This window comes from Pseudomonas faucium, from assembly GCF_021602585.1.
GTDB classification, from domain to species: Bacteria; Pseudomonadota; Gammaproteobacteria; order Pseudomonadales; family Pseudomonadaceae; genus Aquipseudomonas; species Aquipseudomonas faucium.
In genome coordinates this window covers 1-26,783 of record NZ_BQIP01000015.1, presented here as the reverse complement: position 1 = coordinate 26,783, position 26,783 = coordinate 1, and the positions used below count along the sequence as shown (strand labels likewise).

At 65.9% G+C, this 26,783-nt stretch carries 26 protein-coding genes; 14 read left to right on the top strand and 12 right to left on the bottom strand.

What is annotated here, in order from left to right; all coding sequences use genetic code 11:
* Window positions 1-88 precede the first annotated feature (88 nt).
* The 3 genes from minE to minC all read right to left on the bottom strand — a co-directional run bounded on the left by minE (window position 89) and on the right by minC (window position 2,017).
* Window positions 89-343 carry a cell division topological specificity factor MinE gene (gene minE / locus L6D75_RS17680; protein WP_012313197.1) on the bottom strand — a complete coding sequence of 85 codons (255 nt, stop codon included), beginning with the start codon at window positions 341-343 and terminating at the stop codon, window positions 89-91.
* 3 nt (window positions 344-346) lie between these two features.
* On the bottom strand, window positions 347-1,159 hold the full coding sequence (gene minD / locus L6D75_RS17675) for a septum site-determining protein MinD (RefSeq protein ID WP_176517212.1): 813 nt from the start codon (window positions 1,157-1,159) through the stop codon (window positions 347-349).
* A gap of 99 nt (window positions 1,160-1,258) precedes the next feature.
* Window positions 1,259-2,017 carry a septum site-determining protein MinC gene (gene minC, locus L6D75_RS17670; RefSeq protein ID WP_176517213.1) on the bottom strand — a complete coding sequence of 253 codons (759 nt, stop codon included), beginning with the start codon at window positions 2,015-2,017 and terminating at the stop codon, window positions 1,259-1,261.
* 111 nt (window positions 2,018-2,128) lie between these two features.
* On the opposite strand from minC, the gene L6D75_RS17665 reads away from it, so the two are divergent.
* Together L6D75_RS17665 and L6D75_RS17660 are read left to right on the top strand one after the other, a co-directional pair.
* Window positions 2,129-3,064 carry a lipid A biosynthesis lauroyl acyltransferase gene (locus L6D75_RS17665; protein WP_176517214.1) on the top strand — a complete coding sequence of 312 codons (936 nt, stop codon included), beginning with the start codon at window positions 2,129-2,131 and terminating at the stop codon, window positions 3,062-3,064.
* Window positions 3,065-3,197: 133 nt separating this feature from the next.
* On the top strand, window positions 3,198-4,340 hold the full coding sequence (locus L6D75_RS17660; RefSeq protein WP_176517215.1) for a patatin-like phospholipase family protein: 1,143 nt from the start codon (window positions 3,198-3,200) through the stop codon (window positions 4,338-4,340).
* 174 nt (window positions 4,341-4,514) lie between these two features.
* Here L6D75_RS17660 and L6D75_RS17655 read toward each other — a convergent pair whose 3' ends face one another.
* Window positions 4,515-5,339 carry an MlaA family lipoprotein gene (locus L6D75_RS17655; protein WP_176517216.1) on the bottom strand — a complete coding sequence of 275 codons (825 nt, stop codon included), beginning with the start codon at window positions 5,337-5,339 and terminating at the stop codon, window positions 4,515-4,517.
* On the bottom strand, window positions 5,332-6,630 hold the full coding sequence (locus L6D75_RS17650; RefSeq protein ID WP_176517217.1) for an alpha/beta fold hydrolase family protein: 1,299 nt from the start codon (window positions 6,628-6,630) through the stop codon (window positions 5,332-5,334). Before L6D75_RS17650 ends, L6D75_RS17655 begins: the two co-directional genes overlap by 8 nt.
* 189 nt (window positions 6,631-6,819) lie before the next feature.
* On the opposite strand from L6D75_RS17650, the gene L6D75_RS17645 reads away from it, so the two are divergent.
* The gene (locus L6D75_RS17645) at window positions 6,820-7,188 is read left to right on the top strand and encodes a hypothetical protein (protein ID WP_176517218.1); all 369 of its coding nucleotides are present in this window, start codon (window positions 6,820-6,822) and stop codon (window positions 7,186-7,188) included.
* 104 nt (window positions 7,189-7,292) lie between these two features.
* Here L6D75_RS17645 and L6D75_RS17640 read toward each other — a convergent pair whose 3' ends face one another.
* Entirely contained in the window at window positions 7,293-8,858 is a 1,566-nt protein-coding gene (locus L6D75_RS17640; protein WP_176517219.1) for a glycoside hydrolase family 17 protein, read from the bottom strand.
* A 194-nt stretch (window positions 8,859-9,052) separates the two neighbouring features.
* Between L6D75_RS17640 and L6D75_RS17635 the strand changes: the two genes are divergently transcribed.
* The 9 genes from L6D75_RS17635 to L6D75_RS17595 all read left to right on the top strand — a co-directional run bounded on the left by L6D75_RS17635 (window position 9,053) and on the right by L6D75_RS17595 (window position 18,629).
* A complete protein-coding gene (locus L6D75_RS17635) occupies window positions 9,053-9,913 on the top strand; it encodes a glycine betaine ABC transporter substrate-binding protein (protein WP_176517220.1) in 861 nt (286 codons plus the stop codon).
* A 217-nt stretch (window positions 9,914-10,130) separates the two neighbouring features.
* A complete protein-coding gene (locus L6D75_RS17630; protein ID WP_176517221.1) occupies window positions 10,131-10,442 on the top strand; it encodes a DUF485 domain-containing protein in 312 nt (103 codons plus the stop codon).
* Window positions 10,439-12,103, top strand: a complete 1,665-nt coding sequence (locus L6D75_RS17625) for a cation acetate symporter (protein WP_176517222.1) — start codon at window positions 10,439-10,441, stop codon at window positions 12,101-12,103. The genes L6D75_RS17630 and L6D75_RS17625 overlap by 4 nt, the downstream gene beginning before the upstream one ends.
* A gap of 199 nt (window positions 12,104-12,302) precedes the next feature.
* On the top strand, window positions 12,303-12,782 hold the full coding sequence (locus L6D75_RS17620) for a CS1 type fimbrial major subunit (protein WP_176517223.1): 480 nt from the start codon (window positions 12,303-12,305) through the stop codon (window positions 12,780-12,782).
* A gap of 98 nt (window positions 12,783-12,880) precedes the next feature.
* On the top strand, window positions 12,881-15,382 hold the full coding sequence (locus L6D75_RS17615; protein ID WP_176517224.1) for a TcfC E-set like domain-containing protein: 2,502 nt from the start codon (window positions 12,881-12,883) through the stop codon (window positions 15,380-15,382).
* A 77-nt stretch (window positions 15,383-15,459) separates the two neighbouring features.
* A complete protein-coding gene (locus L6D75_RS17610) occupies window positions 15,460-16,656 on the top strand; it encodes a hypothetical protein (RefSeq protein ID WP_176517225.1) in 1,197 nt (398 codons plus the stop codon).
* A 123-nt stretch (window positions 16,657-16,779) separates the two neighbouring features.
* On the top strand, window positions 16,780-17,511 hold the full coding sequence (locus L6D75_RS17605) for a fimbrial biogenesis chaperone (RefSeq protein ID WP_176517226.1): 732 nt from the start codon (window positions 16,780-16,782) through the stop codon (window positions 17,509-17,511).
* Window positions 17,512-17,520: 9 nt separating this feature from the next.
* Entirely contained in the window at window positions 17,521-18,147 is a 627-nt protein-coding gene (locus L6D75_RS17600) for a response regulator transcription factor (protein ID WP_176517227.1), read from the top strand.
* Window positions 18,148-18,173: 26 nt separating this feature from the next.
* Window positions 18,174-18,629, top strand: coding sequence for an Hpt domain-containing protein (locus tag L6D75_RS17595; protein ID WP_176517228.1), 456 nt, complete (start codon window positions 18,174-18,176; stop codon window positions 18,627-18,629).
* Window positions 18,630-18,671: 42 nt separating this feature from the next.
* Here the strand turns inward: L6D75_RS17595 and L6D75_RS17590 are convergent, their stop codons facing one another.
* Window positions 18,672-18,824: a DUF3309 family protein gene (locus L6D75_RS17590; protein ID WP_009682861.1), complete on the bottom strand. Its 153-nt coding sequence runs from the start codon at window positions 18,822-18,824 to the stop codon at window positions 18,672-18,674.
* A 205-nt stretch (window positions 18,825-19,029) separates the two neighbouring features.
* On the opposite strand from L6D75_RS17590, the gene L6D75_RS17585 reads away from it, so the two are divergent.
* Together L6D75_RS17585 and csrA are read left to right on the top strand one after the other, a co-directional pair.
* Window positions 19,030-19,839, top strand: a complete 810-nt coding sequence (locus tag L6D75_RS17585) for an SDR family oxidoreductase (RefSeq protein ID WP_176517229.1) — start codon at window positions 19,030-19,032, stop codon at window positions 19,837-19,839.
* Between the two features lie 126 nt (window positions 19,840-19,965).
* On the top strand, window positions 19,966-20,148 hold the full coding sequence (csrA, locus tag L6D75_RS17580; RefSeq protein ID WP_176517230.1) for a carbon storage regulator CsrA: 183 nt from the start codon (window positions 19,966-19,968) through the stop codon (window positions 20,146-20,148).
* 102 nt (window positions 20,149-20,250) lie between these two features.
* Here the strand turns inward: csrA and L6D75_RS17575 are convergent, their stop codons facing one another.
* The 5 genes from L6D75_RS17575 to mnmC1 form a co-directional block, all read right to left on the bottom strand.
* Entirely contained in the window at window positions 20,251-20,478 is a 228-nt protein-coding gene (locus L6D75_RS17575) for a YheU family protein (RefSeq protein WP_003252629.1), read from the bottom strand.
* A 60-nt stretch (window positions 20,479-20,538) separates the two neighbouring features.
* Entirely contained in the window at window positions 20,539-21,723 is a 1,185-nt protein-coding gene (locus tag L6D75_RS17570) for an osmoprotectant NAGGN system M42 family peptidase (RefSeq protein ID WP_176517231.1), read from the bottom strand.
* Between the two features lie 95 nt (window positions 21,724-21,818).
* Window positions 21,819-23,564 (bottom strand): N-acetylglutaminylglutamine synthetase, encoded by a 1,746-nt coding sequence (ngg, locus tag L6D75_RS17565; protein ID WP_176517232.1) that lies wholly within the window; start codon window positions 23,562-23,564, stop codon window positions 21,819-21,821.
* A 3-nt stretch (window positions 23,565-23,567) separates the two neighbouring features.
* Entirely contained in the window at window positions 23,568-25,355 is a 1,788-nt protein-coding gene (locus tag L6D75_RS17560) for an N-acetylglutaminylglutamine amidotransferase (protein ID WP_176517233.1), read from the bottom strand.
* 223 nt (window positions 25,356-25,578) lie between these two features.
* Window positions 25,579-26,783 (bottom strand): FAD-dependent 5-carboxymethylaminomethyl-2-thiouridine(34) oxidoreductase MnmC1 (gene mnmC1 / locus L6D75_RS17555; protein WP_236193735.1); only part of this gene is annotated, 1,205 nt, incomplete at its 5' end.

Sequence of the window (26,783 nt, the reverse complement as noted above, 5' to 3'; positions counted from 1 at the left end):
AAGGCCGCTCCTACAGGTATTCGCAGTCCCCTGTAGGAGCGGCCTTGTGTCGCGAAAGGGCTGCAAAGCAGCCCCAGCTTCAGCCAGATCAGCGATCCGGCAAGGTGATGTTCAGTTCCAGAATCGAGCAGCTACCCTGGTTTTCCAGTTCGATGTGCACATCATCGCTGCCGATGTTCACATACTTGCGGATCACTTCGAGCAGTTCTTTTTGCAGCGCCGGCAGGTAGTCCGGCTCGCTGCGCTGGCCGCGCTCATGCGCCACGATGATCTGTAGACGCTCTTTCGCTACCGACGCGCTGGTCTGTTTCTGTCTGCCACGAAAGAAGTCAAAAAGGTTCATGGTTTACTTGCCTCCAAACAGGCGCGCGAAGAATCCTTGCTTCGGCACTTCGATGAAACGCAGGGGTTTCTCTTTGCCCAGGAGGCGGTCGACAGTGTCGCTGTACGCCTGGCCAGCATCGCTCTGGTCGTCGAGGATGACCGGAATACCTTGGTTGGAAGCCTTGAGAACCGCTTGAGATTCGGGGATGACACCCAGCAGCTCGACCGAGAGGATTTCCTTGACGTCTTCAACGCCCAGCATTTCGCCTTTCTCGACCCGCTCCGGGTGGTAACGGGTGATCAGCAGATGCTCCTTGATCGGATCATCGCCTTGCTCTGCGCGACGCGACTTGCTCGACAGCAGGCCGATCATGCGGTCGGAGTCACGTACCGAGGACACTTCCGGGTTGGTCACGACGATGGCTTCATCGGCGAAGTACATCGCCAGGTGAGCACCTTTTTCGATACCGGCCGGGGAGTCGCAGACGACGAAGTCGAACTGCTCCTTGAGCTCCATCAGCACTTTCTCGACGCCTTCCTTGGTCAGCGCGTCCTTGTCGCGGGTCTGGCTGGCGGCCAGCACGAACAGGTTCTCGAGGCGCTTGTCCTTGATCAGGGCCTGTTGCAGGTTGGCTTCGCCGTTGACCACGTTGACGAAGTCGTACACCACGCGGCGTTCGCAGCCCATGATCAGGTCGAGGTTACGCAGGCCGACGTCGAAGTCGACGATGACGGTCTTGTGGCCGCGCAGTGCGAGGCCGGTGCCGATGGCGGCGCTGGTGGTGGTCTTGCCCACACCCCCCTTGCCGGAAGTAACGACGAGAATCTTGGCCAAGGTGTTTCACCCCTAAATAAGTCGGGACACGTGTCCCAGCAAAATGCAAAAAACGGCAACAGATAAAAAAGTTGCTCTAAAAATGACGGCAAGTATCCGTTAAAGACGGGTGATGTTCAACACATCACCGGACAGGCTGACTTGCACGCCGGCACCCCACAGCGGGTCGCGGCGCAGGTCCTCGCAGACCTTGTACTGCCCAGCGATGGAGACCATTTCGGCCGTCATTTGCTGGCAGAAGATACGGGCCTTGGTATTGCCCTTGATGCCGGCCAGGGCGCGGCCGCGCATGGGGCCGTACACATGGATGTTGCCATCGGCGAGAAGTTCCGCACCGGGGCTGACCGAGGCTGTGACCACCAGGTCGCCACCCTGGGCGTAGATCTGCTGGCCACCGCGCACCGGCGCGGTAATGATCCGGGTCGGGCGGATTTCCGGCTCCACTACCGGCGCCGGGGCCGGTGCAGGTTCGGGTTTCTTCACTTCAGGTTCCGGCTCCAGCGGCCGCTCGCGGGCGCCGGAGGGCGGCAGCACGGGCAGGTCGATGGCGATCGCCGCGGCGATGTCCTCGATGCGGTTGGCGCGGATGGCCAGGGTGCGCAGGCCGTGGTGGCGGCAGATGCGCATCAGCCCGGGCAGGTCGATGGCGCCTTCGTCGGCCGGCAACTTGTCCAGGGCCAGCACCAGCGGCGTGTTGCTGAAGAAGTTCGGCGCCTGGGCCACTTTCGCCGCCAGTTGGCGGTCGAGGGCTTGCAGGTCGTTGCGCCCCAGTTCCAGCACAGTGATGGCGAGCATGCTGCCCTTGAGCTGGAACACGGAGGCGGTGTCGGGTGTGTGGTTTGGGCTCATGGTCTGCATAGACGGCAAGTTGCGAAAAAAGTGCCCTGACTTATAACGATAAGACCGGTTGGCCGCAACCGGCGCAGATCCGATGTAGAATGCTCGGCCTTTGTCCTACCGGAAGCTTCAATGGAACGCCCGCGTTTTCGTCCCTATTTCCTGCACCCACGGTTCTGGGGCCTGTGGCTTGGCCTGGGCCTGCTGTGGCTGGTGGTGCAGCTGCCGTACCGGGCCCTGCTGTGGCTCGGCAGTGCCCTGGGCGCGCTGATGTACCGCGTGGCCGGCGAGCGTCGGCGCATCGCTGCGCGCAACCTGGAGCTGTGCTTCCCGGAACTGTCCGTCGACGAACGGCGCCGGTTGTTGAAGGCGAACTTCGCCTCCACCGGCATCGCCTTCTTCGAAATGGCCATGAGCTGGTGGTGGCCCAAGGCCAGGCTGGCACGCCTGGCGCACATCGAGGGCATCGAGCACCTGCAGGCGGCGCAACAGGCCGGGCAGGGCGCGATCCTCATGGCGGTGCACTTCACCACCCTGGAGATCGGCGCCGCGCTGCTGGGCCAGGCCCACACCATCGACGGCATGTACCGCGAGCACGGCAACCCGCTGTTCGACTTCATCCAGCGCAGCGGCCGCGAGCGGCACAACCTCGATTCGCTGGCGGTGGAGCGCGAGGACGTGCGCGGCATGCTCAAGCTGCTGCGCGCCGGCCGCGCCATCTGGTACGCACCGGACCAGGACTACGGCGCCAAGCAGAGCCTGTTCGTGCCGCTGTTCGGCATCCCGGCAGCCACGGTGACCGCCACCACCAAGTTCGCCCGCCTGGGCAAGGCACAGGTCATTCCCTTCACCCAGAAGCGCCTGGAGGATGGCAGCGGCTATCGTCTGGTGATCCACCCGCCGCTCGAGGACTTCCCCGGTGAAAGCGAAGAGGCCGATTGCCTGCGCATCAACCAGTGGATCGAAGGTGTGCTGCGCGCGTGCCCCGAGCAGTATCTGTGGGCGCACCGGCGCTTCAAGTCGCGGCCCGAGGGTGCGCCGCGGCTGTATGACAAGAAAAAGCGCTGAGGGCGCGTTTGCAGGCCCGGCCCGATCGCCGGCAAGCCGGCTCCCACAGGTTTTGAAAAGTGTCGGGTAACTGTGGGAGCCGGCTTGCCGGCGATAGGGCCGGTGCTGACCACTTGAATCCAGGAAGGAATCGATGACCCCAACCACCGGCCTGATCCTCTCCGGCGGCGGCGCCCGAGCCGCCTATCAGGTCGGCGTACTGGCCGGCATCGCCGACCTGCTGCCTCCTGGCGCGGCCAACCCGTTCCCGGTCATCGTCGGCACCTCGGCCGGCGCCATCAACGCCGTGGCCCTGGCGAGTGGGGCCACGCGTTTCAGCGAGTCGGTGCAGGCGCTCACCCAGTTCTGGCAGGCCTTTCGCAGCCACCTGGTGCTGCGCAGCGACTGGCCAGGGGTGATCCGCCAGGCCGGCCGCTTCGTCGGCCACAGCCTGCTGGGCCTGGGCGGCCACGCACCGGTCGCCTTGCTCGACAGCAGCCCGCTGCGCCAGCTGCTGGAATCACGCCTGGACCTGGATGGCATCGGCCATGCCCTGGCCGCCGAGCACCTGCGCGCGGTGGCGGTGACCGCGTTCGGCTACGAATCCGGGCAGGCGGTGACCTTCTACCAGGGCCGCGGCACCATCGACCCCTGGCTGCGCCACCGACGTATCGGCGTGCCCACGCCGCTGAGCATCGACCACCTGCTGGCCAGCGCGGCGATTCCGCTGCTGTTCGCGCCGGTGCGCCTGGGCGATGAGTACTACGGGGACGGCGCGGTGCGCCAGTCGGCGCCGATCAGCCCGGCGCTGCACCTGGGGGCCAGCCGCGTGCTGGTGGTCGGGGTCAGCGGCAACCCGCAGCGGCCGGCGCCGCCCTCGCCATCCCAGCGCGTGTTCAGCGGCCAGCAACCGAGCCTGGCGCAGATTGGCGGGCATATGCTCAACAGCACCTTCATCGACAGCCTGGAAGACGACATCGAGCTGCTGCAGCGGCTCAACCACCTCAGCCACCTGCTGCCCGCGCACCTGGATGCCCGGCGCCTGGGCCTGGCGCCGATCGAGGTGCTGGTGGTGGCGCCCAGCCAGCCGCTGGACGAGATCGCGGCGCGCCACCGGCGTGAGTTGCCGGCGGCGTTGCGCCTGTTCCTGCGTGGGCCGGGGGCGACGCGCACCAGTGGGGCGGGGGTGTTGAGCTACCTGCTGTTCGAGGCCAGCTACTGCAGCGAGCTGATCGAGCTGGGGCGGCGCGATGCGTTGGCCAAGCGCCGGGAGCTGGAGCAGTTTCTGGGGATTTGAGCCGCGCTGTGATGCCTGCTGTAGGAGCGGCCTTGTGTCGCGAAAGGGCCGCGAAGCGGCCCCAGCAATCCTTGCAGCAGAAGACCCTAGCAATCCTTGCAGCAGCATTGAAACTGGGGCCGCTTCGCGACCCTTTCGCGACACAAGGCCGCTCCTACAGGCGAAGCCGGCACATCACTCGGCTATCTGCAACTTGCGCGCCTGGGTATACACATACCGCACCTTCTCGTACTCGAACGGCGAGTTGAGCTGGCCATAGCGGAATTTGGTGGTATAGCGCTTGTCCACCGCCCGCAGCAGGAAGATCTCCGGGTGGTCGGTACTGGCTTCGGCCACGCCCAGGTAGTTGATCGCCTGTTCCCCGGCATAGTCCACCACCACCCCGGTGGTGTCGCGCAGGTTCGAAGGCCCCAGCACCGGCAGCATGATGTACGGCCCTTCCGGCACACCGTAGAAGCCCAGGGTCTGGCCGAAGTCTTCGCTCTGGCGCGGCAGGCCCATCTTGGTCGCCGGGTCCCACAAACCGCCCACGCCGATGATGGTGTTGAACATCAACCGCGCGGTGATTTCCGCCGAGCGCTTGGCCTTGAGCTGCAGCACGCTGTTGAACAGGTTGGGCACATCGCCCAGGTTGTTGAAGAAGTTGCTCACCCCGGTGCGCACGAAGCTTGGCGTCACGTACTGGTAGCCGCTTACCAGCGGCAGCAGCACCCATTGGTCGAGGCGGTAGTTGAAGTGGTAGATGCGCCGGTTCATCGACTCCAGCGGGTCGTACACGTTCAGCGCTTCCAGGGTCGAGCGCTCGAATTCGCGCTGGTCCAGCCCTGGGTTGAATTTCAGTTCGCGCAGTGGGTCGATGAAGCCGTCGGGCTCCGGTGCCAGGGGCTGCGCGGTCACTTGCGGGTCGGCTTCGATCACGCTGGCGCGGGGTGCGGTTTCGGCGGCCAGGGCGTTGCCGGCAACCAGCAGGGCAGCGGCGAGGAGGCATTTGTTAACCACGGAAGAACTCCAGCATGGCGTCGCTGTTGACGCGATAGTTGAGGTTGCCGCAATGGCCGCCATGGGGGTAGAGGGTTAGGCGATCGCCGAACACCTTGCGCAGGAAACCGATATCGCCAGGGCCGAGGATGACGTCGTCGGCGTTGTGCATCACGGCGATCTTCGGACTGTCGCGCAGGTAGTCCTCCAGCGCGTACAGGCTCACCTGGTTGACCAGCTGCAGGATGCTGTTGCCGTCGGTGCGCGCGCGCCACATCGGGATCACCTGCTCGGTCAGGTAGCAGTCGAAGTCGCACTGCAGGGCACGCTTGAAGAACGGCGTCAGGCTGCTGCCTTCGGTGATCGGAAACTTCGGCGGAATGATCAGGCCACGGCGGTTGATCAGGTCGGAGGTGAAGGCGATATCGGCCGCCGAGAAGCGGAACGAGGTACCGATGAGCATCGCCATCTGCTCGTTGGACAGGTGCTGGCGCGACTGCTGGAAGTCGTACAGCAGTGCGTCGTTGAGGTCGATGTAGCCCTTGTCCTGGAAGTAGCGGGTGAGCTTGTTGAGCATCAGCTCGTAGAAGGTGGTGCTGCGGTCGATGCCCTTGACCTGGGTTTGCACCAGCTTGTCGAGGTTGTTGATCGAGGTGTACAGGTTGACTGGCGGGTTGAGCAGCAGCACGCGCTTGAAGTTGAAGCTGCGCCGGGTTTCGTCCAGGCGGCTGACGAACGCCGCGTCCAGCGCCCCGAGGCTGTAGCCGGTGAGGTAGAACTCGCTGATCGGCAGCCGCGGATGCTGGGCGCGCACGGCCTGCATCACCCGGTACATGTCTTCGGCGTCGTCCTGGCTGATGCCGGGGGTGGCGAAGCGCGAGGCGGCGCTCATGAAGTCCCAGCTGGTCGGTGACGACAGCTGCACCACGTGGAAACCGGCCTGGTAGAACAGCTTCTTGAGGTATTCGTTGATGCTGCTGGAGTAGGGCGCGCCGGTGCCGGCGATGAGGAAGATCAGCGGCGCCTCGTGGTCCTGGCGGGCCAGGCGGTACTTGAGCTTCTTCACCGACCAGAAGTTGTCGGGCAGGGTGAATTCGCGCTCCGGGCGCAGGTTGAGGCTGTAGTCGGACTGGTCGATTTCATCGTCGCTGGGCAGCGTCGGCCGCTGGTCGGGCGGCGTGGTGGCGATGGTCGCCTCGAACGGGTTGGTCAAGGGGAAACCGTAGCTTGCGGCGTCGATATCACGCGCCGATGCGGCTGCAGCCATGAGCAGGCCGCCAAGAAGGGCGGCAAGGCGCCAAGATCGAAGCATGTAATCCCCCAGAAGGAACAAGGTCGTGCAATACGCAGGCTAGGACCACCGGTGTGCCATCAAAGTTGCCAAGTGCGCTGGCCTTTGGTGTGCGGGTTATCTGCAACATAGCTGCAAGGCCATGATTTTGCCTTAGTGCAGGGCTTGGGCGATCATGTTTGTTTTTGCTCACCGCATTGGGAGAACTGGATGTCTCGTTCGCTGCCGGCCGCTGTGCTGCTGCTGTTTCTGGCGCTTTGGCTCGCTGCCAGTTATGGCGTGCGCTATGGCTTGATGGAAGATGGCCAGTGGGTCGGGCTGTGTAGCGCGCCTGGGGAGTACTGGCAGTGCCAGGTGCGCGCGCTGCTGGGGCTGGGGATTCATTTCCAGGTGCTGGCCTGGGCCGGGTTGGGCCTGGCCTTGCTGGCGCAGCTGGTGGCGGGCCGGGCCGGCTGGTGGTTGGCGGTGCTGGGGCTGGTGTTCGGCGTGCCGGCATTGGTCTTGTATACCGCGAGCATTGCGGTATTTGCGGTGGTGCTGGCGGGGTTGCGCCTGGTTCGGCAACCGCGGCGTGGCTGAGAGGGGCTGCTTTGCAGCCCATTCGCCGGCAAGCCGGCTCCCACATTGAGAGGGGTAGGAGCCGGCTTGCCGGCGATCGAGTACGCAGTCCTCGCCTGCGGTGCCTAGGCCTTGCGCAATCGCAGGCTGCGCCACAAGGCGGCAGTCATCAGCACACTGACCAGCGCCCAGCCCCAGGCCTGCTGATTCTCCAAGCCCTCCCGATAAAGCTGCGGCATCACCCCAGCCCCCACGATAAGCGCCAGCAATGCCACCTCGGCGCGCGCCGCCGGCACCGGCCGCAGCAGGTACACCACGGCCGGCAAGGCCAGCGCCGCGCTGGGGAAGCTGCGATAGCGCGGGTCGAACACCATCGCCAGCATGCTCACCGCCGCGGCAAAACCTGCCGCCAGCAACAGCCACCCGGCACGCGCTTGCAAGCCGGCGAACAGCCGCTCGCGCCAGCCGGCACGGCGCGCCAGGGCCAGCACCGCGTGGGCCAGCACCAGCAGGTTGAGCCCGGCCAGCGACACCGCCCACAGCCATTCCCCGGCGAAGCGGGCATGGGTGCGCATCAGCTCGCCCCACAACCCCAGGCAAGCTGCGCCAAACGCCGCCAGCAGCGGTAGCAGCAGGGCACCCGCAGCCGTGGCGGGGCGCCCGGCGAACACCAGCATGGCCGCCATCAGCGCCGCGCTGGCCAGCAACCACTGCGGCCAGTAGTGCAGGTTGCTCACCGGCCCTTCGAGCACGCCCTTGTCTTGCCGGTCGGCATCGAACAGCCCCCAGTAGCCGCCCACGGCCCCTTCATTGGCGCGCTTCCAGGGCTGGTCGAAGGCTTCGATCAGGTTGTAGTGCCAGCCGTTGGCCTCGGCCATGGCGACGAAGCCGCGCACGAAACGCGCTTCGTTGGCCCGGCTGGGGGTGGCGGTTTCGCGCTGGCGGCCTTCGCTGGGCCATCCGGTTTCACCGATGAAGATGTCCTTGGGCGCGAAGCGGTTGGCGAACACCTGGTGCACTTCGGCCACATGCGCCAGGGCGTCATCGATGCCGCGCGGGTCGTCTTCCCAGTAGGGCAGCAGGTGGATGGTCAGGAAGTCCACCGCCGGCGCCACCTGCGGGTGCTGCAGCCAGAACTCCCAGACATCGGCATAGGTCACCGGCACCTTGACCTGGCGCTTGACCTGGCCGATCAGCGCGGCCAGGCGCTCGCCGGTGACTTCCTTGCGCAGCAGCGCCTCGTTGCCGACGATCACCGCGCTGACCACGTCCGGGTTGGCATTGGCCGCGTCGATCAGCAGCTGCACTTCCTTGTCGGTATCGACCGGGTTGGCATTCACCCAGGCGCCGAGCATCACCTTCAGGCCGTGCTTGCGCGCCAGCGCCGGGATTGCCTCAAGGCCGGTCATCGAATAGGTGCGGATGCACTGGAATCGCTCGGCCAAAAGCGCAAGGTCGGCGTCCATGCGTGCCGGGCGCAGGCGGAAGGGTTGGTCGTAGGGCGACTGGTCCTTGTCGAACGGGGTGTACGAGGCGCACTGCAGCTTGTGCGTGGGGCTGGCGGCGTCGGGCAGCTGCACGGGCTTGCCCAACCCGTACCAGAGCGCCCCGAGCCCGAGCAGGGCGAGCAGGCAGGCGAGCAGGTAGAGCGGCAACAGCAGACGGGCAGGGTTTGGCATCGGGCGGTCCATCGTCAGGCGCAAAACGGTAGATAGTAGCCCGGCGCCAAACCTTTGGCATGCAAGGATCGCGCAGAACCCCCTGGTGCGGTGCCGCTAATGGCACAGTGCTGTCGCAATGGGGTGGGGTACAGGTCGCAGCTGGAGCAGGTCGAGCGAAGTTGCAGGCACATGATGCAATCTCCAAGACCTGACGAGGGGATGGTTTGATGACTACGAAGAAAGTGCGACGTTTCCTGGGGGTGGGTACTGCCCTGGTATTGGCCATGAGCACTGCGCAGGCAATGGCCAAAGAGGTAAGCATCGGTTACGTGGATGGTTGGGCCGACAGCGTGGCGACCACCAACGTGGCTGCCGAAGTGATCAAGCAGAAGCTCGGCTATGACGTGAAGCTGCAGGCGGTGGCCGCAGGGATCATGTGGCAGGGCGTGGCCACCGGCAAGCTCGATGCCATGCTGTCGGCGTGGTTGCCGGTCACCCACGGCGAGTACTGGGCCAAGAACAAGGACAAGGTGGTCGACTACGGCCCCAACTTCAAGGACGCCAAGATCGGCCTGATCGTCCCCGAGTACGTCAAGGCCACCAGCATCGCCGACCTCAAGACCGACGACAGCTTCAAGCAGAAGATCGTCGGCATCGACGCAGGCTCGGGTGTGATGATCAAGACCGAACAGGCGATCAAGGACTACGACCTCACCGGCTACAAACTGCAGGCCAGCTCCGGCGCCGGCATGACCGCCGAACTTGGACGCGCTTACCCCAAGCAGCAGTCGATTGCCGTGACCGGCTGGGTGCCGCACTGGATGTTCGCCAAGTGGAAGTTGAAGTTCCTGGATGACCCTAAAGGGGTTTATGGCGCGGCGGAAACCGTCAACAACATCGGCAGCAAAGAGTTGGACACGAAGGCGCCGGAAGTTGCCGCGTTCCTGAAGAAGTTCCAGTGGCAGTCCAAGGATGAGATCGGCGAAGTGATGCTGGCGATCCAGGATGGCGCCAAGCCTGAGCAGGCGGCCAAGGACTGGGTGGCCAAGCACCCGGACCGGGTCAAGGAGTGGACGGGTAAGTAATTGATTCGAGGGCCAGTGTGGCCTTGTCGCCGGCAAGCCGGCTCCCGCATTGGGGGCGCCGGCTTGCCGGCGATAAGGCCAAACTGGCCGCTACTTTGTTACTGATCCTGTAAAACAGTGTTGCATCTAAGACTAAGGTCGTCTGGTTGGCGTTCAACGGCAGCATAAAGTGACGGTGTGGGTTCCATCCCCTACCTGTGCTGCTAGGACAAAAACAATGAACGACAGCATTTACCTCTCGATACAAAACAGCCCCCGTTTCAAGGAGCTGGTCAGCAAACGCGAACGGTTCGCCTGGGTCCTCTCGGCGATCATGCTCGGCCTCTACTGCGCCTTCATCCTCCTGATCGCCTACGGTCCTCATCTGCTGGGCGCCAAGCTCAGCCCCGAGTCGTCGATTACCTGGGGCATTCCCCTGGGCGTCGGCCTGATCGTTTCGGCATTCGTCCTGACCGCCATCTACGTGCGCCGCGCCAACGGTGAATTCGATGAGCTGAACAAGGCCATCCTGAAGGAGGCGCAACAATGATTCGCCACGCCAAAGCCCTGGCCGTCCTGGCCTGCGGCGCTTTCGCACCCGCCGTATGGGCCGCCGATGCCATCAGCGGCGAGGTGCAGAAACAGCCGCTGAACATTTCCGCGATCGCCATGTTCGTGGCCTTCGTCGCCTTCACCCTGGGCATCACCTACTGGGCCTCCAAGCGCAACAAGTCGGCCGCCGACTACTACGCCGCCGGCGGCAAGATCACTGGTTTTCAGAACGGCCTGGCGATTGCCGGCGACTACATGTCGGCGGCCTCGTTCCTGGGTATTTCCGCGCTGGTGTTCACCTCCGGCTACGACGGCCTGATCTACTCGATCGGCTTTCTGGTCGGCTGGCCGATCATCCTCTTCCTGATCGCCGAACGCCTGCGCAACCTGGGCAAGTACACCTTTGCCGACGTGGCCTCGTACCGCCTCGGGCAAAAGGAAATCCGCACCCTGTCGGCCTCCGGCTCGCTGGTGGTGGTGGCCTTCTACCTGATCGCGCAGATGGTCGGCGCCGGCAAGCTGATCGAGCTGCTGTTCGGCCTGGACTACCACGTGGCGGTGATCCTGGTGGGCATCCTGATGTGCCTGTACGTGCTGTTCGGCGGCATGCTGGCCACCACCTGGGTGCAGATCATCAAGGCGGTGCTGCTGCTCTCCGGTGCCAGCTTCATGGCGCTGATGGTGATGAAGCACGTGGGCTTCGACTTCAACACGCTGTTCTCCGAGGCAATCAAGGTGCACGCCAAGGGCGAGGCGATCATGAGCCCGGGCGGCCTGGTCAAGGACCCGATCTCGGCCTTCTCCCTGGGCCTGGCGCTGATGTTCGGTACCGCTGGCCTGCCGCACATCCTGATGCGCTTCTTCACCGTCAGTGACGCCAAGGAAGCGCGCAAGAGCGTGCTCTACGCCACCGGCTTCATCGGCTACTTCTACATCCTGACCTTCATCATCGGCTTCGGCGCGATCCTGCTGGTCAGCACCAACCCGGACTTCAAGGACGCCGCCGGCGCCCTGCTGGGCGGCAACAACATGGCGGCGGTGCACCTGGCCGATGCCGTGGGTGGCAGCATCTTCCTCGGCTTCATCTCGGCGGTAGCCTTCGCCACCATCCTGGCGGTGGTGGCCGGCCTGACCCTGGCCGGTGCCTCGGCGGTGTCCCATGACCTGTACGCCAGCGTATGGCGCAAGGGCAAGGCCAACGACAAGGACGAGATCCGCGTGTCGAAGATCACCACCGTCGCCCTGGGCGTGCTGGCGATCGGCCTGGGCATCCTGTTCGAGAAGCAGAACATCGCCTTCATGGTAGGCCTGGCGTTCTCCATCGCCGCCAGCTGCAACTTCCCGGTGCTGCTGCTTTCGATGTACTGGAAGAAACTGACCACCCGCGGCGCCATGATCGGCGGCTGGCTGGGCCTGATCAGTGCAGTGACGCTGATGATTCTCGGCCCGACCATCTGGGTGCAGATCCTCGGCCACGAGAAGCCCATCTACCCCTACGAGTACCCGGCGCTGTTCTCGATGGCCATCGCCTTCGTCAGCATCTGGTTCTTCTCGGTCACCGACAAGTCCAAGGCGGCCGACGACGAGCGTGCGCTGTTCTACCCGCAGTTCGTCCGCTCGCAAACCGGCCTTGGGGCCAGTGGCGCGGTTTCGCACTGATACCTGGCTGCACCTGAACCACGCCCCGGCTTGCCGGGGCGTTGTCGTTTCTGGGTGGTGGCATTTTGCATCGCTTGGGAAATTTCTTACATTCGCTGGGAACGGTCTTACTCAACGCACCTGGGCAACCACGAATAATTCGCCTTGCCAACTGCAATAACGCAGTTGCACCAACACCCCCTTTCAAGGAGATCTATTCGTGAAACGTCTTTTCATGGCCCTTCCCCTGGCATTGTTCACCGCCGCCGCCGCCCATGCCGCTGACCCCATCGAAAAGCAGGTTCAAGTCACTGCCCAGGTACCGACCGACAGCTTCTACGTTGAGCCGGTGGGCGGCAACTGGATGAACGACCCGCAGGAACTCGCCTGGAACTCGTTCCGCAGCGAGCTGCAACCGGTCAGCAAGCAGCTGCAGGTCAAGAGCACCATCGGCCCGATCTCGGCCTACCTGCTGTCGCCTGCAGCCATCACCAGTGGCGTCAACAGCATCGGCCTGGATGTGAAAGTGGCCGACACCACCCTGTCCACCACCCCCACCGAAGTGATCTCGCAAGCCCAGGCTGCACCGGGCGCGCTGGTTGGCTTCGAGATCGCCGCTCAAGCGGCACCTTCCACCGGCTATGTACCGGGCAGCTACCAAGGCCTTGTCAGCATGATGTTCGAAACCGCCGCGCCGTAAGGCCTGCGACGGCTCAACCTTTCATTCGTTGTGTTACCCGTCCTTCACCCCGGGGGTTGCCTCGGCGGTGAAGGTGGGGCCTGCCTGCCAATAAGAAAATGACCAAGAACTCATTCATCGCTGCGCTGCGCGGTTTGTTTGGCGTAGGCGCGTTGTCCGCTGCCTTGCCTGCGTGGGCAGATGCACCCCGCTCGGTGGTCCCCGGCCTGGTTCAGGCCGAGGGCCTGCCGCGCGAATTCGAAGGGCACTTTTTCGAGGTGCCGCTGGCGGTCCGGGTCGACCTCGATGGCCGCTACCTGGGCGACGCGATGGTGGTGCTGTCGCGCGACCAGCGCGTGCAACTGCTCGAATTCACCGAAACCCTGGACAGCACCGAGCCTGAAAGCCTGCGCCGTCGCTGGCAGGAGCGGCTGGCTGACGGCCGGCCGTTGGGCGATTGCCAAAGCGACTGCGTCGATGGCTTGCGTGCCTTGCACTACAGCCTGGTCAACTCGCAGTTGTCGGTGCTCACCGACCAGGCCGAAGCCAAGGACGTTGCCGCCCGCTATCACCGCCTGCCTGAACAGGGCAGCCATGGCCTGCTGCTGCGCAACCAGCTCAACCTGGTTGGCGATGGCCGCGAGACCAGCGGCCGCTATGCCTTGCAAGGCCAGACCAGCCTCGGCAACTGGACCGGCGTCGCCGATGGCCAGCTCGACCGCGGCAGCGACAGCGAGCAGGGCACCCGCTACCGCCTCGACCAGCTGTACAGCGAACGGCTGCACGAGGACCACTTCTACCGCCTGGGCTACTTCACCCCGGCCGCTCAAGGCCTGGCGCGCCAACCGCGTTCATTCGGCAGCAGCCCGGATACCACCTTGGGCGTGATGTTCGGCAGCAGCGACAGCCTTGCCATCGACATCGCCAGCCCCAGCGCCACCCCCATCTACGTCACCCCGGACCGCCCGGGCGTGGTGGAGATCTACCGCAATGGCGTGCTGATCAACAGCCAGCCGGTACAACCCGGCCTGCAGACCCTGGACACGCGGGTGCTGCCCGGCGGCATCTACGAGGTCGAGGTGCGCCTGGTCGAAGATGGCCAGGTCAGTTCACGCACCCAGGAATTCATCTACAAGCCGTCCAACTGGAGCGCCACCGATTCACGCTGGCGCTACAACGCGTACCTCGGGCGCCAGGACAGCCTGCTGAACAATTGGCAGGACGATTACCAGGACAGCCTCAGCGCCGGCCTCATGGCCAACTACCTGCTGCACCCGCGCGCCGTGCTGGGGCTTTCGGCCCAGCGCATCGACGATCGCCTGCAATACGGCACCTCGCTGGACTGGACCCCGCGCGACCGCACCACGCTGTACGCCAACGTCTTCGAGACCCAAGGCTACGGCACCGGATACGACCTGCAGGGCATCTTCAGCCACGACCTGGGGTCGCTGGTGCTCAGCCACAACCGCTCGTGGATCGAAGCGGCGCGCGACCTCGATGGCGGCCCGATCCGCCAGCAGAACAGCCAGACCTCGCTGTCGCTGAACCAGCGCCTGGACTCACGCCACACCGCGACCGTGCGGGTGGCGCGCAGCAGCGGTGAGTCCAGCGGCATGAGCTATGACGTGGGCTGGTCGTACTTCGGCAAGCTCGGCGGCTCCGATGCCACCTGGCGCTTGTCGCTGTTCGACCGGCCGGGTACCCGTGCCACCGACGAGCAGCGCAGCCGCGGCGTCAACCTGAGCCTGAGCATGAGCCTGGGCGAGCCGGGCAAGCGCATTTCGGCGAGCGTCGGCAGCCGTACCTCGCGCGATGGTGGCCGCGACCAGAACGCCTCGGTGTCGTACCAGCAGGACGTCGAGCTCGGCGCGCTGCGAACGCTCACCGCCACCACCACGCTGGACCGCTACGGCGCAGGCCTGGCGGGCCATGCCAACTTCGAGAACCCGTTGCTGCATGGTGATGCCTATGTCCAGCAGTCGTCCTACAACGGCGAGGTCAGTGGCGGGCTGAACCTGGAAAGCATGGTGGCGGTCGGCGCTGGCAAGGTGGCCATGAGCGGCCAGTACCTGCCCCACGAAGCCGGCCTGATCGTCGACGTCGACACCGACTTGCCCGACCTGCGCCTGCGTGCCGATGACCACTTGGGAAGCAGCGCACGGCTGCATCCAGGGCGCAACATCATCCCGGTCACCGCGTTCAAATCGGGCCATGTGCAGTTCGACTTCGAAGAAGGCGAGAGCACGGCGGCGGTGATCCAGCCCTCGAGCGTCGACTACCACCTCAACCGCGGCGGCGTGGAGTATCGCCAACTGCACGTGATGCGCACGGTCACCGTGCTGGGGCGCCTGCTCGATGCCCAGGGGCAACCCATGCGCGGTGCGCTGGTGATGAACCACGCCAGCCGCGGGGTCAGCGAGGTGGACGGGCACTTCACCGTGGAAATGAGCGAGTCCACCCCGACCCTGGAGATCCGCAGCGCTGGCGCCGCTGCCTGCCTGCTGAAACTCGACCCGGCGGGCCTGCAGCGCGAAGACGACGTACTGCTGGCCGGCGACTTGCGCTGCGTGCCCAAAGGTTGGGCCAGCACGGCGGCCAACGGCGAGGGAGGGGAGAGCTGATGAGGCTGCTTACCGTTGGCGCCCAGCCAGTGCCGGGCCGAGCCCCGCACGCCATCGCACACACAAGGAACCTGCCGATGCCCGCTGTACCTGTACCACGCCCGCGCCTGGCGCGCTGGCTCCTGGCCTTGCTCGGCCTGTCGGCGCTGCTGCCAGCCGACGCGGCGCAGGTCACCTTCACCGCCAAGTACCGCGGCGAAGCCAGTGGCCGCTTCGAGAACACCACGCGCCAGGCGGGCTTTTGTGGCCAGTGGCCCACCCACTGCATGGGTGTGCAGACGGTCGGCCTGCCGGTCTCCTATATGAAAACGTCGATCGCCCGTGCACCGGACCTGCGCGACCAGTACTACGTCAAGTTGCCGGGCCGGCGCACGATCCAGGTGACCAACCCACAGACAGGCGACTCGTATCCGATGACCTTCGAGATCTTGTCCGTCAGCCAGAGGGTGTACGAGGCGAGCGAGAAGAACCCGGTATTCACGCGCTACCCCCAAGGTGGCTGCAGCTACAAGGTCACCTACTGGACCGATATAGGCTGGACCATGTACCTGTGGGATGTGCGCACCCCGCAACAGCCCCAGCCTTGTACCTCGCACGCCACGGATGCCGCTTACGGCGAAACCGTGCGCACCTACGTGAGCGATCTGGCAGTGGCCTACCGCCTGAGCATGCCTTCGCCCCTGGCCATGAAGCCTGGCCTGTATCAGGGCAGCGAAACCTACACGGTCGGCGCGGGCATGGACTTCGACTTCGGCAACAACGTCGAAAGCCTTAACACCAACAGCATGACCCTGAACTTCGAGCTGGACGTGCAGCATGCCTTCGTCATCGACTTCCCCCCTGGTTCGGAACGTGCGGTGCTCGAGCCGCCTGGCGGCTGGTCGGGCTGGCTGTCGCGCGGGCAGCCGCCGCAGCGCCTGTCGCGCGACCTGTTGTTCCAGATCTGGTCGAGCGGGCCGTTCACCGCCTACAAGATGTGCCAGTACCCGGTGGGCGAGCGCTGCGGGATCCGCAATGCGGCCAACCACGAGGTGCCGGTCAAGGTGGGGGTGAGCATGCCCAATGGCGTGCGCCACGCCGGCAATGACGTACGCAAGCTCGACCTGCCCACCGGGCGTGGCTCGGCGCTGTCGTTCGAGGCGGTGGCGACCGTGTTCAACCGTGCCGGGCAGCTGAACTTCGAGGTGGAGCGCGAGCATGTGCAAGAGATGCTCGAGCACCCGGGCAGTACGTATCGCGGTGATGTGACGGTGGTGTTCGATGCCGAGATGTGAGGGGCAGTTTGGGATCCGTCCTACTCGCGTGGGCGACTTTTCCTACTGGTGCGCAAGGGACGCTCGGGCGAATTCACTCGATAATATCAATATGACATCACTCGTTCTCGCTGGAGGCTTGAAATGAATGCCCGTTGCATGATCGCTGTTCTGCTGTGGTTGCCCTCGATTACCCTGGCCGCGCCCGAAATCAATGTGGGTGCGCTGTATGACTACCTCGGCGCAGGCAAGAGCACCCTGCTCAAGCGCGTGCGCAATGGTGGCGATACCACTGCCTTCGTCAAGGTCAGCGTTGCCGAGCTGGTCTACGACCGCGAGGGCAACCCGCGGGAAATCGACCAGGAGAGCCTGCCCCTGGCCGAGCGTGGCGTGGTGGCGAGCCCGGCACGGCTGATCGTGCCCGCCAAGGGTATGCAGGCGGTACGCCTGCTGTACCGCGGCGACCGGCAGGCCGAGCGCTACTTCCGCCTGCGCTTCGTGCCCGTGCTCCCGGAAACCCAGGACGGCTTCAACCTCTCCGAGGCGCAGGCCGAGGAGTACCGCGAAGGGCTCAAGGCCGGCGTCAACCTGCTGGCCGGCTATGGCACGCTGTTGTTCGTGCGGCCCAACCAGATGCGTTTCGACACCCCGATCGACGAGCAGCCGGCGCAGTTCTCCGTGCGCAACAGCGGCAACAGCACGGTGATCCTCGACCACGTTCGCCATTGCAGCAACGATGGCCAGCGCTGCGACACCACCACCAAGCACCACCTGCTGCCGGGCCGCGACCGGGTGTTCCCGCGCCAGGCCGGCTGGGCCTACCAGTTCGAGCTGATCGAGGGCGATCGCCGGCGTGAACTGGCGATCGGCGGCTGAGGGGTGCCCATGTCCAAGGTCCTGGTCGTCGATGATCACCCCTTCATACGCGCCAGCGTGTGCATGCAACTGCGCCAGGACCAGCATGAGGTGGTCGGCCAGGCTGACAATGGCGTCGATGCCGTGCGCCTGGCCCGCGAATGCAGCCCCGACATCGTCATTCTCGACCTGCTCATCCCAGGCCTGGACGGCCTGGAGGTGATCAGCCGGATCAAGGGGCTGGAGCGGCCTTGCAAGCTGTTGGTGCTGACCTCGCAGCCGGCCGAGAACTATTCGCTGCGCTGCATGAAGGCCGGCGCCTCGGGCTTCGTCTCCAAGACCGACGACCTGGTTGCCCTGAGCAAGGCCGTGGTGGCGGTGCTATCGGGCTACACCTTCTTCCCGGCGGTGGCGCTGAGCACGGTCAACCGCCGCGAGCTCGAGGACGACGAGGCGCAAAGCATCGCCCGCTTGAGCGACCGCGAACTGGTGATCCTGCAGCAACTGGCCAAGGGCATGAGCAACAAGGCGATCGGCGAGGCCATGCTGCTGAGCAACAAGACCATCAGCACCTACAAGGCCCGCCTGATCGAGAAGCTCAAGGTGGCCTCGCTGATCGACCTGGCCGACTTCGCGCGCCGCAACGGCGTGATTTGAGTGAACAATGCTGTCTGGGGGCAGGCATGGACGTGTGCTGCTTCAAGCCACCGCCTTTGGCCAAGCTGAGGCGCCCGCCGCAGCGCAACGTGGCGGCACGGGCCGAGGGCCTGGGTTTCGACCTTGATGAGTTGAGGCGGCTGACAGGAGGGGACCGGCGCGTGCTGGGCACGCTGCTGCAGGAACTGTTGCGGGTCAACCGCGATGACCTGCGCCGTTTGCGTCAGTACCTGGCCCGGCGTGACCTTGGAGGCCTGGCGGCCATGGCGCACAGGATCAAGGGGGCGGTCAGGATGATTCGTGCGCAGGAGGTGATGGATGCCTGCGAGGGGCTCGAAGCCGTGTGCCAAGAGGTGTCGCAGGTGAACGCCGAAGTGGCCTGCAAGCTGCGCGAGCTGATCAATGCGGTCATCTGCCTTGAGGTTCGCGTGCGGCGTTATCAGGCCAACTTGCGGCAGAAGCCGGCCAAGCCGATGGGCTGACCTGGGCTGGCCAGCGGTGAGCCAGCCCAGGCCTGCCCTCGGTCATATGCGGCCGAGCAACAACAGGACCAACAGCACCACCAGCACCACGCCGACGATGCCGGATGGGCCGTAGCCCCAGCTGCGCGAGTGGGGGAAGACCGGCAAGCCGCCGATCAGCAGCAGGATCAGGATGATGATGAGGATCGTGGTCATGGGCGAAGTCCTTGCGTGGTGGGGGGGCAGGGCCTCGTACAACTGGCCTCTTGTAATTCGGACCGGTGCCGCTTGCGAAAGATTCCATCGGCAAGGCACTGACCGCCAGGTCATGCTCGCCCATTCACTACCCTGATGGACCCTGCCACGCGCCAACGCCTTGATTAGACTGGCCTGACAACCCATCAGCACAAGGCTTGCCACCATGCACAACCGCATCATGATCACCGGCGCCGGGTCCGGCCTTGGCCGCGAGATCGCCCTGCGCTGGGCGCGCGAGGGCTGGCGCCTGGCGCTGGCCGACGTCAACGAGCCTGGCCTGCGCGACACCCTGGAGCTTGTGCGCCAAGCAGGCGGCGAGGGCTTCGTGCAGCGCTGCGATGTGCGCGACTACAGCCAGCTCACGGCCCTGGCCCAGGCCTGCGAGGAGAAGTTCGGCGGCATCGATGTGATCGTCAACAACGCCGGCGTTGCCTCGGGCGGGTTCTTCGCCGAGCTGTCGCTGGAGGACTGGGACTGGCAGATCGCGGTCAACCTGATGGGCGTGGTCAAGGGCTGCAAGGCCTTCCTGGCGCTGCTCGAGCGCAGCAAAGGGCGCATCGTCAACGTGGCGTCCATGGCCGCGTTGATGCAGGGGCCGGGCATGAGCAACTACAACGTGGCCAAGGCCGGCGTGCTGGCGCTGTCGGAAAGCCTGCTGGTGGAGCTGCGCCAGGTGGAAGTGGCGGTGCATGTGGTGTGCCCGTCGTTCTTCCAGACCAACCTGCTCGACTCGTTCCGCGGCCCGAACCCGGCGATGAAGGCCCAGGTTGGCAAACTGCTCGAAGGCTCGCCCATCAGCGCGGCGGATATCGCCGATTACATTCACAAGCAGGTGGCGGCGGGCGAGTTCCTGATCCTGCCCCACGAGGCCGGGCGCCAGGCGTGGCAGCTCAAGCGGCAGGCGCCGGAGAAGCTGTACGACGAGATGGCGGACATGGCCGTGAAGATGCGCGCCAAGGCGCAAACACGCTGATTGCAGGAAGCGTCTGTAGGGAATTTTACCCGCGCGCGTAGGGCGCTTCTGGATTTCCCTGGAGGCGTTGAGTTGCGGAATTTACCCATGCAATCTCCGGTTTTTCCTGTTGCCGGAGGGTGCAGCATGTTGGTCATAGGGCGCGAAGTGGGGGAGGTCATCACCATCGGTGACGACATCCAGATCAAGGTGGTGGAAACCCGCGATGGCATGGTGCGCTTCGGCGTCAGTGCGCCGCGCAACGTGTCGGTGCATCGGGCCGAGGTGTACAAGCGGATCAAGGCGGGGGAGGGGCGCAAGCCGGGCTAGGTGTGTCAGTGATGGCGCCATCGCCGGCAAGCCGGCTCCCACAGGTTCACCGCTGCATTTGAGGGCAGTGGGGTGCCTGTGGAGCGAAAGGGCCGGCACTGATCAGTCGAGCAACTCGCGCGGCACATCATGCTTGGCCAGCAGCTGGCACTGCTGGCTCTCCAGGTCGAAGAGGATGAACGCCTGGCCCTTGGCCAACGCCTGGCGCACCCGCAGCACGCGGGTTTCCAGCGGCGTGTCGTCGCCATTGTCGGTGCCGTCGCGGGTGACGAAATCCTCGATCAGGCGGGTCAGGGTTTCGGCTTGCAGTTGGTCATAAGGGATCAGCATGGCAGCGTTCGGCTTCGTGGAAGAATCGGCCAATGCTACGCCAAACCCGGTACCCCTTGCTCATCCCTTGTTCCCCACCAGGCTGTCGACGGCCGGCACCCGGGTGTCGCTCTCCATCTGCGCATCGTGTTCGAGCTGGTGGCTGAAGCGCTCGAGCGAGGCATTGGCCGGGTTCGAATCGCTGGCGAACACCGGCGGGCTCAGCAGGTAGCCCGACAGCAGGCGGCTGAGCGCGGCCAGGCTGTCGATGTGGGTGCGCTCGTAGCCGTGGGTGGCGTCGCAGCCGAACGCCACCAGCGCGGTGCGGATGTCGTGGCCGGCGGTCACGGCCGAATGGGCGTCGCTGAAGTAGTAGCGGAACACGTCGCGGCGTACCGGCAGGTCCTGGTCGCCCGCGAGCTTCAGCAGGTGGCGCGACAGGTGGTAGTCATAGGGGCCGGAGGAGTCCTGCATCGCCACGCTCACGGCGTGTTCGCTGGAGGCCTGGCCGGGCGCCACCGGGGCGATGTCGATGCCGACGAATTCGCTGACGTCCCAGGGCAGGGCGGCGGCAGCGCCAGAGCCGGTTTCCTCGGTGATGGTGAACAGCGGGTGGCAGTCGATCAGCGGCTGGCGGCCACTTTCCACCACCGCCTTGAGCGCTGCCAGCAAGGCCGCCACGCCGGCCTTGTCGTCCAGGTGGCGGGCGCTGATGTGGCCGCTTTCGGTGAACTCCGGCAGCGGGTCGAAGGCGACGAAATCGCCGACTGCGATGCCCAGCGCCTCGCAGTCGGCGCGGGTGGTGCAGTAGGCATCCAGGCGCACTTCCACGTGCTCCCAGCTGATCGGCATCTGGTCGATGGCGGTGTTGAAGGCGTGCCCGCTGGCCATCAGCGGCAGCACGCTGCCGCGGTACACGCCGGTGTCGGTGAACACGCTGACCCGGCTGCCTTCGGCGAAGCGGCTCGACCAGCAGCCCACCGCCGCCAGGGCCAGCCGGCCGTTGTCCTGCACCTGGCGCACGCTGGCGCCGATGGTGTCGAGGTGGGCCGAGACGGCGCGGTCGGGCGAGCTCTGCCGGCCCTTGAGGGTGGCGCGGATGGTGCCGCGCCGGGTCAGCTCGAAGGGGATGCCCAGCTCGTCCAGGCGTTCGGCCACGTAGCGCACGATGGTGTCGGTGAAGCCGGTGGGGCTGGGGATCGCGAGCATCTCCAGGAGCACGCGCTTGAGGTAGTCGAGGTCGGGTTCGGGGAGGTGTTCAGGCATGGGTACTCCTTGGTTCAGCGTTGGCCCTATCGCCGGCAAGCCGGCTCCCACAGGGTTGGGCGGGGCCTTTGTGGCGGCGATAGGGCCAGTGAAGATCACGCCAACGGCCGGCTATGGGGGAACAGCAGGTCGACGAAGCGTTCGGCGGTAGGTTGCGGTTCGTGGTTGGCCAGCCCGGCCCGCTCGTTGGCTTCGATGATCACGTAGTCCGGGCTTTCGGCATCGCGCACCATCAGGTCCAGCCCCACCACCGGAATCTCCAGCGCCCGGGCCGCCCGCACGGCGGCGTCGGCCAGCACCGGGTGCAGGCGTTCGGTCACGTCTTCCAAGGTGCCGCCGGTATGCAGGTTGGCGGTGCGGCGCACGGCCAGGCGCTGGCCGGCGGGGAGCACGCTGGCGTAGTCGAAGCCGGCATCACGCAGCGTGCGCTCGGTCTCGTCGTCCAGCGGGATGCGGCTTTCGCCGCCGGTGGCGGCCTGGCGGCGGCGGCTCTGGGCGTCGATCAGCGCCTTGACGCTGTGCTTGCCGTCGCCCACCACCTGGGCCGGGTGGCGGATGGCGGCGGCCACCACCTCGTAGCCGATTACCACGATGCGCAGGTCATGGCCTGGGTGGAAGCTCTCCAGCAGCACCCGGCTGTCGAAGCGCCGGGCCTGGTCGATGGCCTGGCTGACTTCGTCATAATTGGTTAGGTTCACCGCCACGCCCTGGCCCTGTTCGCCATCCACCGGCTTGACCACCACCGCGCCATGCTCGTCGAGAAAGGCCAGGTTGTCGTCGGCATTGCCGGCCAGTTGCTGCATCGGCACCTGCAGGCCGGCCGCATGCAGGGCTTGCTGGGTCAGGCGCTTGTCCTGGCAGAGGGTCATGCTGACCGCGCTGGTCAGGTCGCTGAGCGATTCGCGGCAACGCACCCGGCGCCCGCCCAGGCTCAGGGTGAACAAGCCGCCGGCGGCGTCGTCGACCTGCACCTCGATGCCGCGTCGGTAGGCTTCGTCGACGATGATGCGGGCATAGGGGTTGAGCGTGGCCTCCGGGCCCGGGCCGAGAAACAGTTGCTGGTTGATGCCGTTCTTGCGCTTGACGGCGAAGGTCGGCAGGTCGCGAAAGCCGAGCTTCTTGTACAGCCGCTTGGCCTGGCGGTTGTCGTGCAGCACCGACAGGTCGAGGTAGGCCAGGCCACGGCTCATGAAGTGTTCGATCAGATGGCGCACCAGCACTTCGCCGACGCCCGGGCGGGTGCACTGCGGGTCCACGGCCAGGCACCACAGGCTGCTGCCGTGTTCCGGGTCGTCGAACGCCTTGCTGTGGTTCAGGCCCATCACGCTGCCGATCACCGCACCGCTGTCTTCATCCTCGGCCAGCCAGTACACCGGCCCGCCTAGGTGGCGTGGGGTGAGCAGCTCGGGCTGCACCGGCAGCATGCCCCGGGCCTGGTACAGGCCGTTGATGGCCTGCCAGTCGGCCTCGGCCTGCGCGCGGCGGATGCGAAAGCCGCGGAACACCCGCTGCGCCTGGCGGTAGTCGGTGAACCACAGGCGCAGGGTATCGGAGGGGTCGAGAAACAGCTGGTGCGGCGCCTGGGCCAGCAGTTGCTGGGGGGCCGCCACGTACAGGGCGATGTCGCGCTCGCCGGGTTGCTCTTGCTGCAGCGCCTCGGCCAGGCTCGCCGGGTCCGGGTAGGTGTGCCCGATCAGCAGGCGGCCCCAGCCGCAGTGCAGGGCACGCGGCTGGTCGTGGGGCTCGCTGCCGTCGCCGGCCAGGCGCGCCTGCAGGCGCTCGTAGGACGGCGCCTGGCCACGCAGCAGGCGCTGGCCGTAAGCGATTTCATGGGCTTTCATCGGTCAGATTCCTTGTTCGCTGAGCCACAGGTTCAGCGCCGCCAGCTGCCACAGCTTGGAGCCGCGCAGTGGGGTGAGCTGGCCGTGCGGGTTGCTCAGCAGGCGGTCGAGCATGGCCGGGTTGAACAGCCCGCGATCTTGGCTTGGGTCGGTCAGCAGCTCGCGCACCCAGTCCAGCGTGGCGCCTTGCAAGTGCTTGAGGCCGGGGACCGGGAAGTAGCCTTTCTTGCGGTCGATCACCTCGTGGGGGATCACCCGCCGTGCGGCCTGCTTGAGCACCTGCTTGCCGCCATCGGGCAGCTTGAAGCGGGCCGGAATGCGCGCCGACAGCTCCACCAGGCGGTAGTCGAGGAACGGCGTGCGCGCCTCAAGGCCCCAGGCCATGGTCATGTTGTCGACCCGTTTGACCGGGTCGTCGACCAGCATCACCGTGCTGTCCAGGCGCAGCGCCTTGTCCACGGCATCCGGCGCGCCGGGGCGAGCGAAATGCTCGCGGACGAAATCGCCGGCGGCGTCGGTTTCCAGCAGCCACGGCGCTTGCACGGTGTCGCGGTATTCGTCGTGGCTGCGGTCGAAGAAGGCCGCGCGGTAGGCGCCAAAGGCGTCTTCGGCGCCGTCCACCTGCGGGTACCAGTGGTAGCCGGCGAACAGCTCGTCGGCGCCCTGGCCGCTTTGCACGCCCTTGCAGTGCTTGGCCACTTCCCGCGAGAGCAGGTAGAAGGCGATGCAGTCGTGGCTGACCATCGGTTCGCTCATGGCGCGGAAGGCGGCCGGCAGCTGGTCGATGATTTCACTTTCGGCGATGCGCAGCTTGTGGTGGCGGGTGCCGTAGTGGCGGGCGATCAGGTCGGAGTACTGGAACTCGTCGCCGCGTTCGCCGCCGGCATCCTCGAAGCCGATCGAGAACGTCGACAGGTCATCCACGCCGACTTCGCGCAGCAGGCCGACCAACAGGCTCGAGTCGACACCGCCGGAGAGCAGCACGCCAACGTCCACGGCGGCGCGCTGGCGGATCGCCACGGCGTCGCGGGTGGCGTCGAGCACGCGGGTGGTCCAGCCTTCCAGATCGAGGTCGCGCTCGTCCGGGTGGGGGCCGTAGTGCAGCTGCCACCAGGTCTGGCGCTCGACTTCACCATGGCGGTCGATGCGCATCCAGGTGCCGGGCTCGAGCTTTTGCACATTGGCCAGCAGGGTGCGCGGCGCGGGCACCACGGCGTGGAAGTTGAGGTAGTGGTTGAGCGCCACCGGGTCGATCATCGGGTCGATGTCACCACCCTTGAGCAACGCCGGCAGGGTCGAGGCAAAGCGCAACCGCTCGCCGTTGCGCGACAGGTACAGGGGTTTGACGCCCAGGCGGTCGCGGGCCAGGAACAGGCGCTGGTTGTCGCGCTCCCAGATGGCCAGGGCGAACATGCCGTTGAGCTTGGGCAGCAAGGCCGCGCCCCAGGCGTGGTAGCCCTTGAGCAGCACCTCGGTGTCACCGTCGGAGCAGAAGCTGTAGCCCAGCTCCTGCAGCTCCTGGCGCAGCTCCGGGAAGTTGTAGATGGCGCCGTTGAAGGCCAGGGCCAGGCCCAGGGGGTTGTCGACCATCGGCTGCGCCGAGCCGTCGGACAAATCCATGATCTTCAGCCGTCGATGGCCGAGGGCGATCGGGCCCTGGCTATGGAAGCCCCAGGCATCCGGGCCGCGAGGCGCCAGGTGATGGGTGATGCGCTCTACCGCGGCGAGGTCCGCCGGGCGAGGGGCTTGGTCGATGGGGGTGAAACGCAACTCTCCTGCTAATCCGCACATAGGTCCTTACCGGTTTTTCCGTTGGGGAATCAGTGCCCCGGATTAGGGCACGTGTAAGGAACTGACCTGGGTGAATTGCGAGAGTTTTAGATCGATCTGTTATATGGAAGGGGCCGCGCTGCCGCCCAATCGCCGGCAAGCCGGCTCCCACAGGGGGCTCCACAGGCATATGGAACCGCTGTGGAGCCGGCTTGCCGGCGATTGGGCTGCCAAGCAGCCCCGTTCACTTACCGCGAATCAACTTGCGCAGCGCAAAGCGGTTCGGGTGGCACGCCTCGGCCACCGCGCGGGGCAGCGGCAACGGCTCGGCACTGGCCCACGCCGCGATCAGCTCGCCGGCCAACGGCGCCGTGATCAGCCCGCGCGAGCCATGCCCGCTGTTCACATACAAACCCTCCAGCCACGGGCACGGCACCTCGGGCACCTGCCGTGCATCCTTGGCCAGCGCGGCATAGGCCTCGGCGAAGGCCCCAGCGTCGGCGAGCGGGCCGACGATCGGCAGGTAGTCCGGGCTGGTGCAGCGAAACGCCGCGCGCCCCTGGAGCTGTTCGGGTGCCAGTGACGCCGTGCCCAGGCGCTCGGCCAGGTCGAGGGAAATTTCGTCGAGCATCGCCAGGTTGCCCTGGTGCTCGGCCACGGTCGGCGTCAGGTCGTCGCTGTGGAAGTCGAAGCTGGCGCCCAGGGTGTGTTCGTCGCCCCGTGGCGGCGCCACGTAGCCCTCGGCGCAGACCACGGTGCGCAGTGCGCGGCTTGCCGCAGTGGCCGGCAAGCGGGTGATCTGCCCGCGGATGCGCTTGAGCGGCAATGCCGCGCACGGCTCGAAGCGCCGCACGTCGGCGGCACCGGCGAGCACCACCAGTGGCGCGCTGGCCAGCAGCTGTTCGCCCTCCCAGGCTTGCCAGAGGCCGTCGACCTTGCGAAGCTCGACCACGTCTTGATGCAGCCGCACTTGAATGTTCGGGTGCTGCAGTTGTGCCTGGCACAAGGCCGGCGGGTGCACCCAGCCGCCCTGCGGATAGAACAGCCCGCCTGCAGGCAGCACCACACCGGCAATCGCCTCGGCTTCAGCCCGCTCCAGCGTGCGCAGCAGGCCGCTGTCGAAAGCCTCGGCGAGCTTGGCCTGGCGCTCGGCTTCCTTGCTGTCGAAGGCCAGTTGCAGCACACCGCAGGCGTCCCAGTCCTGGCCTTTGGGCAAGCGTTCGAGCTGGCGGCGGGTGTAGCCGAAGCCGGACAGGATCATCTGCGACAGCGCCGTGCCATGGGCCGACAGCTTCAGGTACAGCACCCCTTGCGGGTTGCCCGAGGCTTCCTGGGCAGGGGCGGCGTGGCGCTCCAGCACGGTGACCTGCCAGCCACGGCGGGCCAGGCTGGCGGCCGTGGCGCTGCCGGCGAGCCCGGCGCCGATCACCAGTGCCTGGCGCGGGCCTG

What these genes read in the sequence shown, in the direction of transcription:
- minE (WP_012313197.1), bottom strand. Translation starts at nt 343, where the DNA reads ATGAACCTTTTTGACTTCTTTCGTGGCAGACAGAAACAGACCAGCGCG.
- minC (WP_176517213.1), bottom strand. Translation starts at nt 2,017, where the DNA reads ATGCAGACCATGAGCCCAAACCACACACCCGACACCGCCTCCGTGTTC.
- L6D75_RS17665 (WP_176517214.1), top strand. Translation starts at nt 2,129, where the DNA reads ATGGAACGCCCGCGTTTTCGTCCCTATTTCCTGCACCCACGGTTCTGG.
- L6D75_RS17660 (WP_176517215.1), top strand. Translation starts at nt 3,198, where the DNA reads ATGACCCCAACCACCGGCCTGATCCTCTCCGGCGGCGGCGCCCGAGCC.
- L6D75_RS17650 (WP_176517217.1), bottom strand. Translation starts at nt 6,630, where the DNA reads ATGCTTCGATCTTGGCGCCTTGCCGCCCTTCTTGGCGGCCTGCTCATG.
- L6D75_RS17645 (WP_176517218.1), top strand. Translation starts at nt 6,820, where the DNA reads ATGTCTCGTTCGCTGCCGGCCGCTGTGCTGCTGCTGTTTCTGGCGCTT.
- L6D75_RS17640 (WP_176517219.1), bottom strand. Translation starts at nt 8,858, where the DNA reads ATGGACCGCCCGATGCCAAACCCTGCCCGTCTGCTGTTGCCGCTCTAC.
- L6D75_RS17630 (WP_176517221.1), top strand. Translation starts at nt 10,131, where the DNA reads ATGAACGACAGCATTTACCTCTCGATACAAAACAGCCCCCGTTTCAAG.
- L6D75_RS17625 (WP_176517222.1), top strand. Translation starts at nt 10,439, where the DNA reads ATGATTCGCCACGCCAAAGCCCTGGCCGTCCTGGCCTGCGGCGCTTTC.
- L6D75_RS17615 (WP_176517224.1), top strand. Translation starts at nt 12,881, where the DNA reads ATGACCAAGAACTCATTCATCGCTGCGCTGCGCGGTTTGTTTGGCGTA.
- L6D75_RS17610 (WP_176517225.1), top strand. Translation starts at nt 15,460, where the DNA reads ATGCCCGCTGTACCTGTACCACGCCCGCGCCTGGCGCGCTGGCTCCTG.
- L6D75_RS17605 (WP_176517226.1), top strand. Translation starts at nt 16,780, where the DNA reads ATGAATGCCCGTTGCATGATCGCTGTTCTGCTGTGGTTGCCCTCGATT.
- L6D75_RS17600 (WP_176517227.1), top strand. Translation starts at nt 17,521, where the DNA reads ATGTCCAAGGTCCTGGTCGTCGATGATCACCCCTTCATACGCGCCAGC.
- L6D75_RS17595 (WP_176517228.1), top strand. Translation starts at nt 18,174, where the DNA reads ATGGACGTGTGCTGCTTCAAGCCACCGCCTTTGGCCAAGCTGAGGCGC.
- L6D75_RS17590 (WP_009682861.1), bottom strand. Translation starts at nt 18,824, where the DNA reads ATGACCACGATCCTCATCATCATCCTGATCCTGCTGCTGATCGGCGGC.
- L6D75_RS17585 (WP_176517229.1), top strand. Translation starts at nt 19,030, where the DNA reads ATGCACAACCGCATCATGATCACCGGCGCCGGGTCCGGCCTTGGCCGC.
- csrA (WP_176517230.1), top strand. Translation starts at nt 19,966, where the DNA reads ATGTTGGTCATAGGGCGCGAAGTGGGGGAGGTCATCACCATCGGTGAC.
- L6D75_RS17575 (WP_003252629.1), bottom strand. Translation starts at nt 20,478, where the DNA reads ATGCTGATCCCTTATGACCAACTGCAAGCCGAAACCCTGACCCGCCTG.
- L6D75_RS17570 (WP_176517231.1), bottom strand. Translation starts at nt 21,723, where the DNA reads ATGCCTGAACACCTCCCCGAACCCGACCTCGACTACCTCAAGCGCGTG.
- ngg (WP_176517232.1), bottom strand. Translation starts at nt 23,564, where the DNA reads ATGAAAGCCCATGAAATCGCTTACGGCCAGCGCCTGCTGCGTGGCCAG.
- L6D75_RS17560 (WP_176517233.1), bottom strand. Translation starts at nt 25,355, where the DNA reads ATGTGCGGATTAGCAGGAGAGTTGCGTTTCACCCCCATCGACCAAGCC.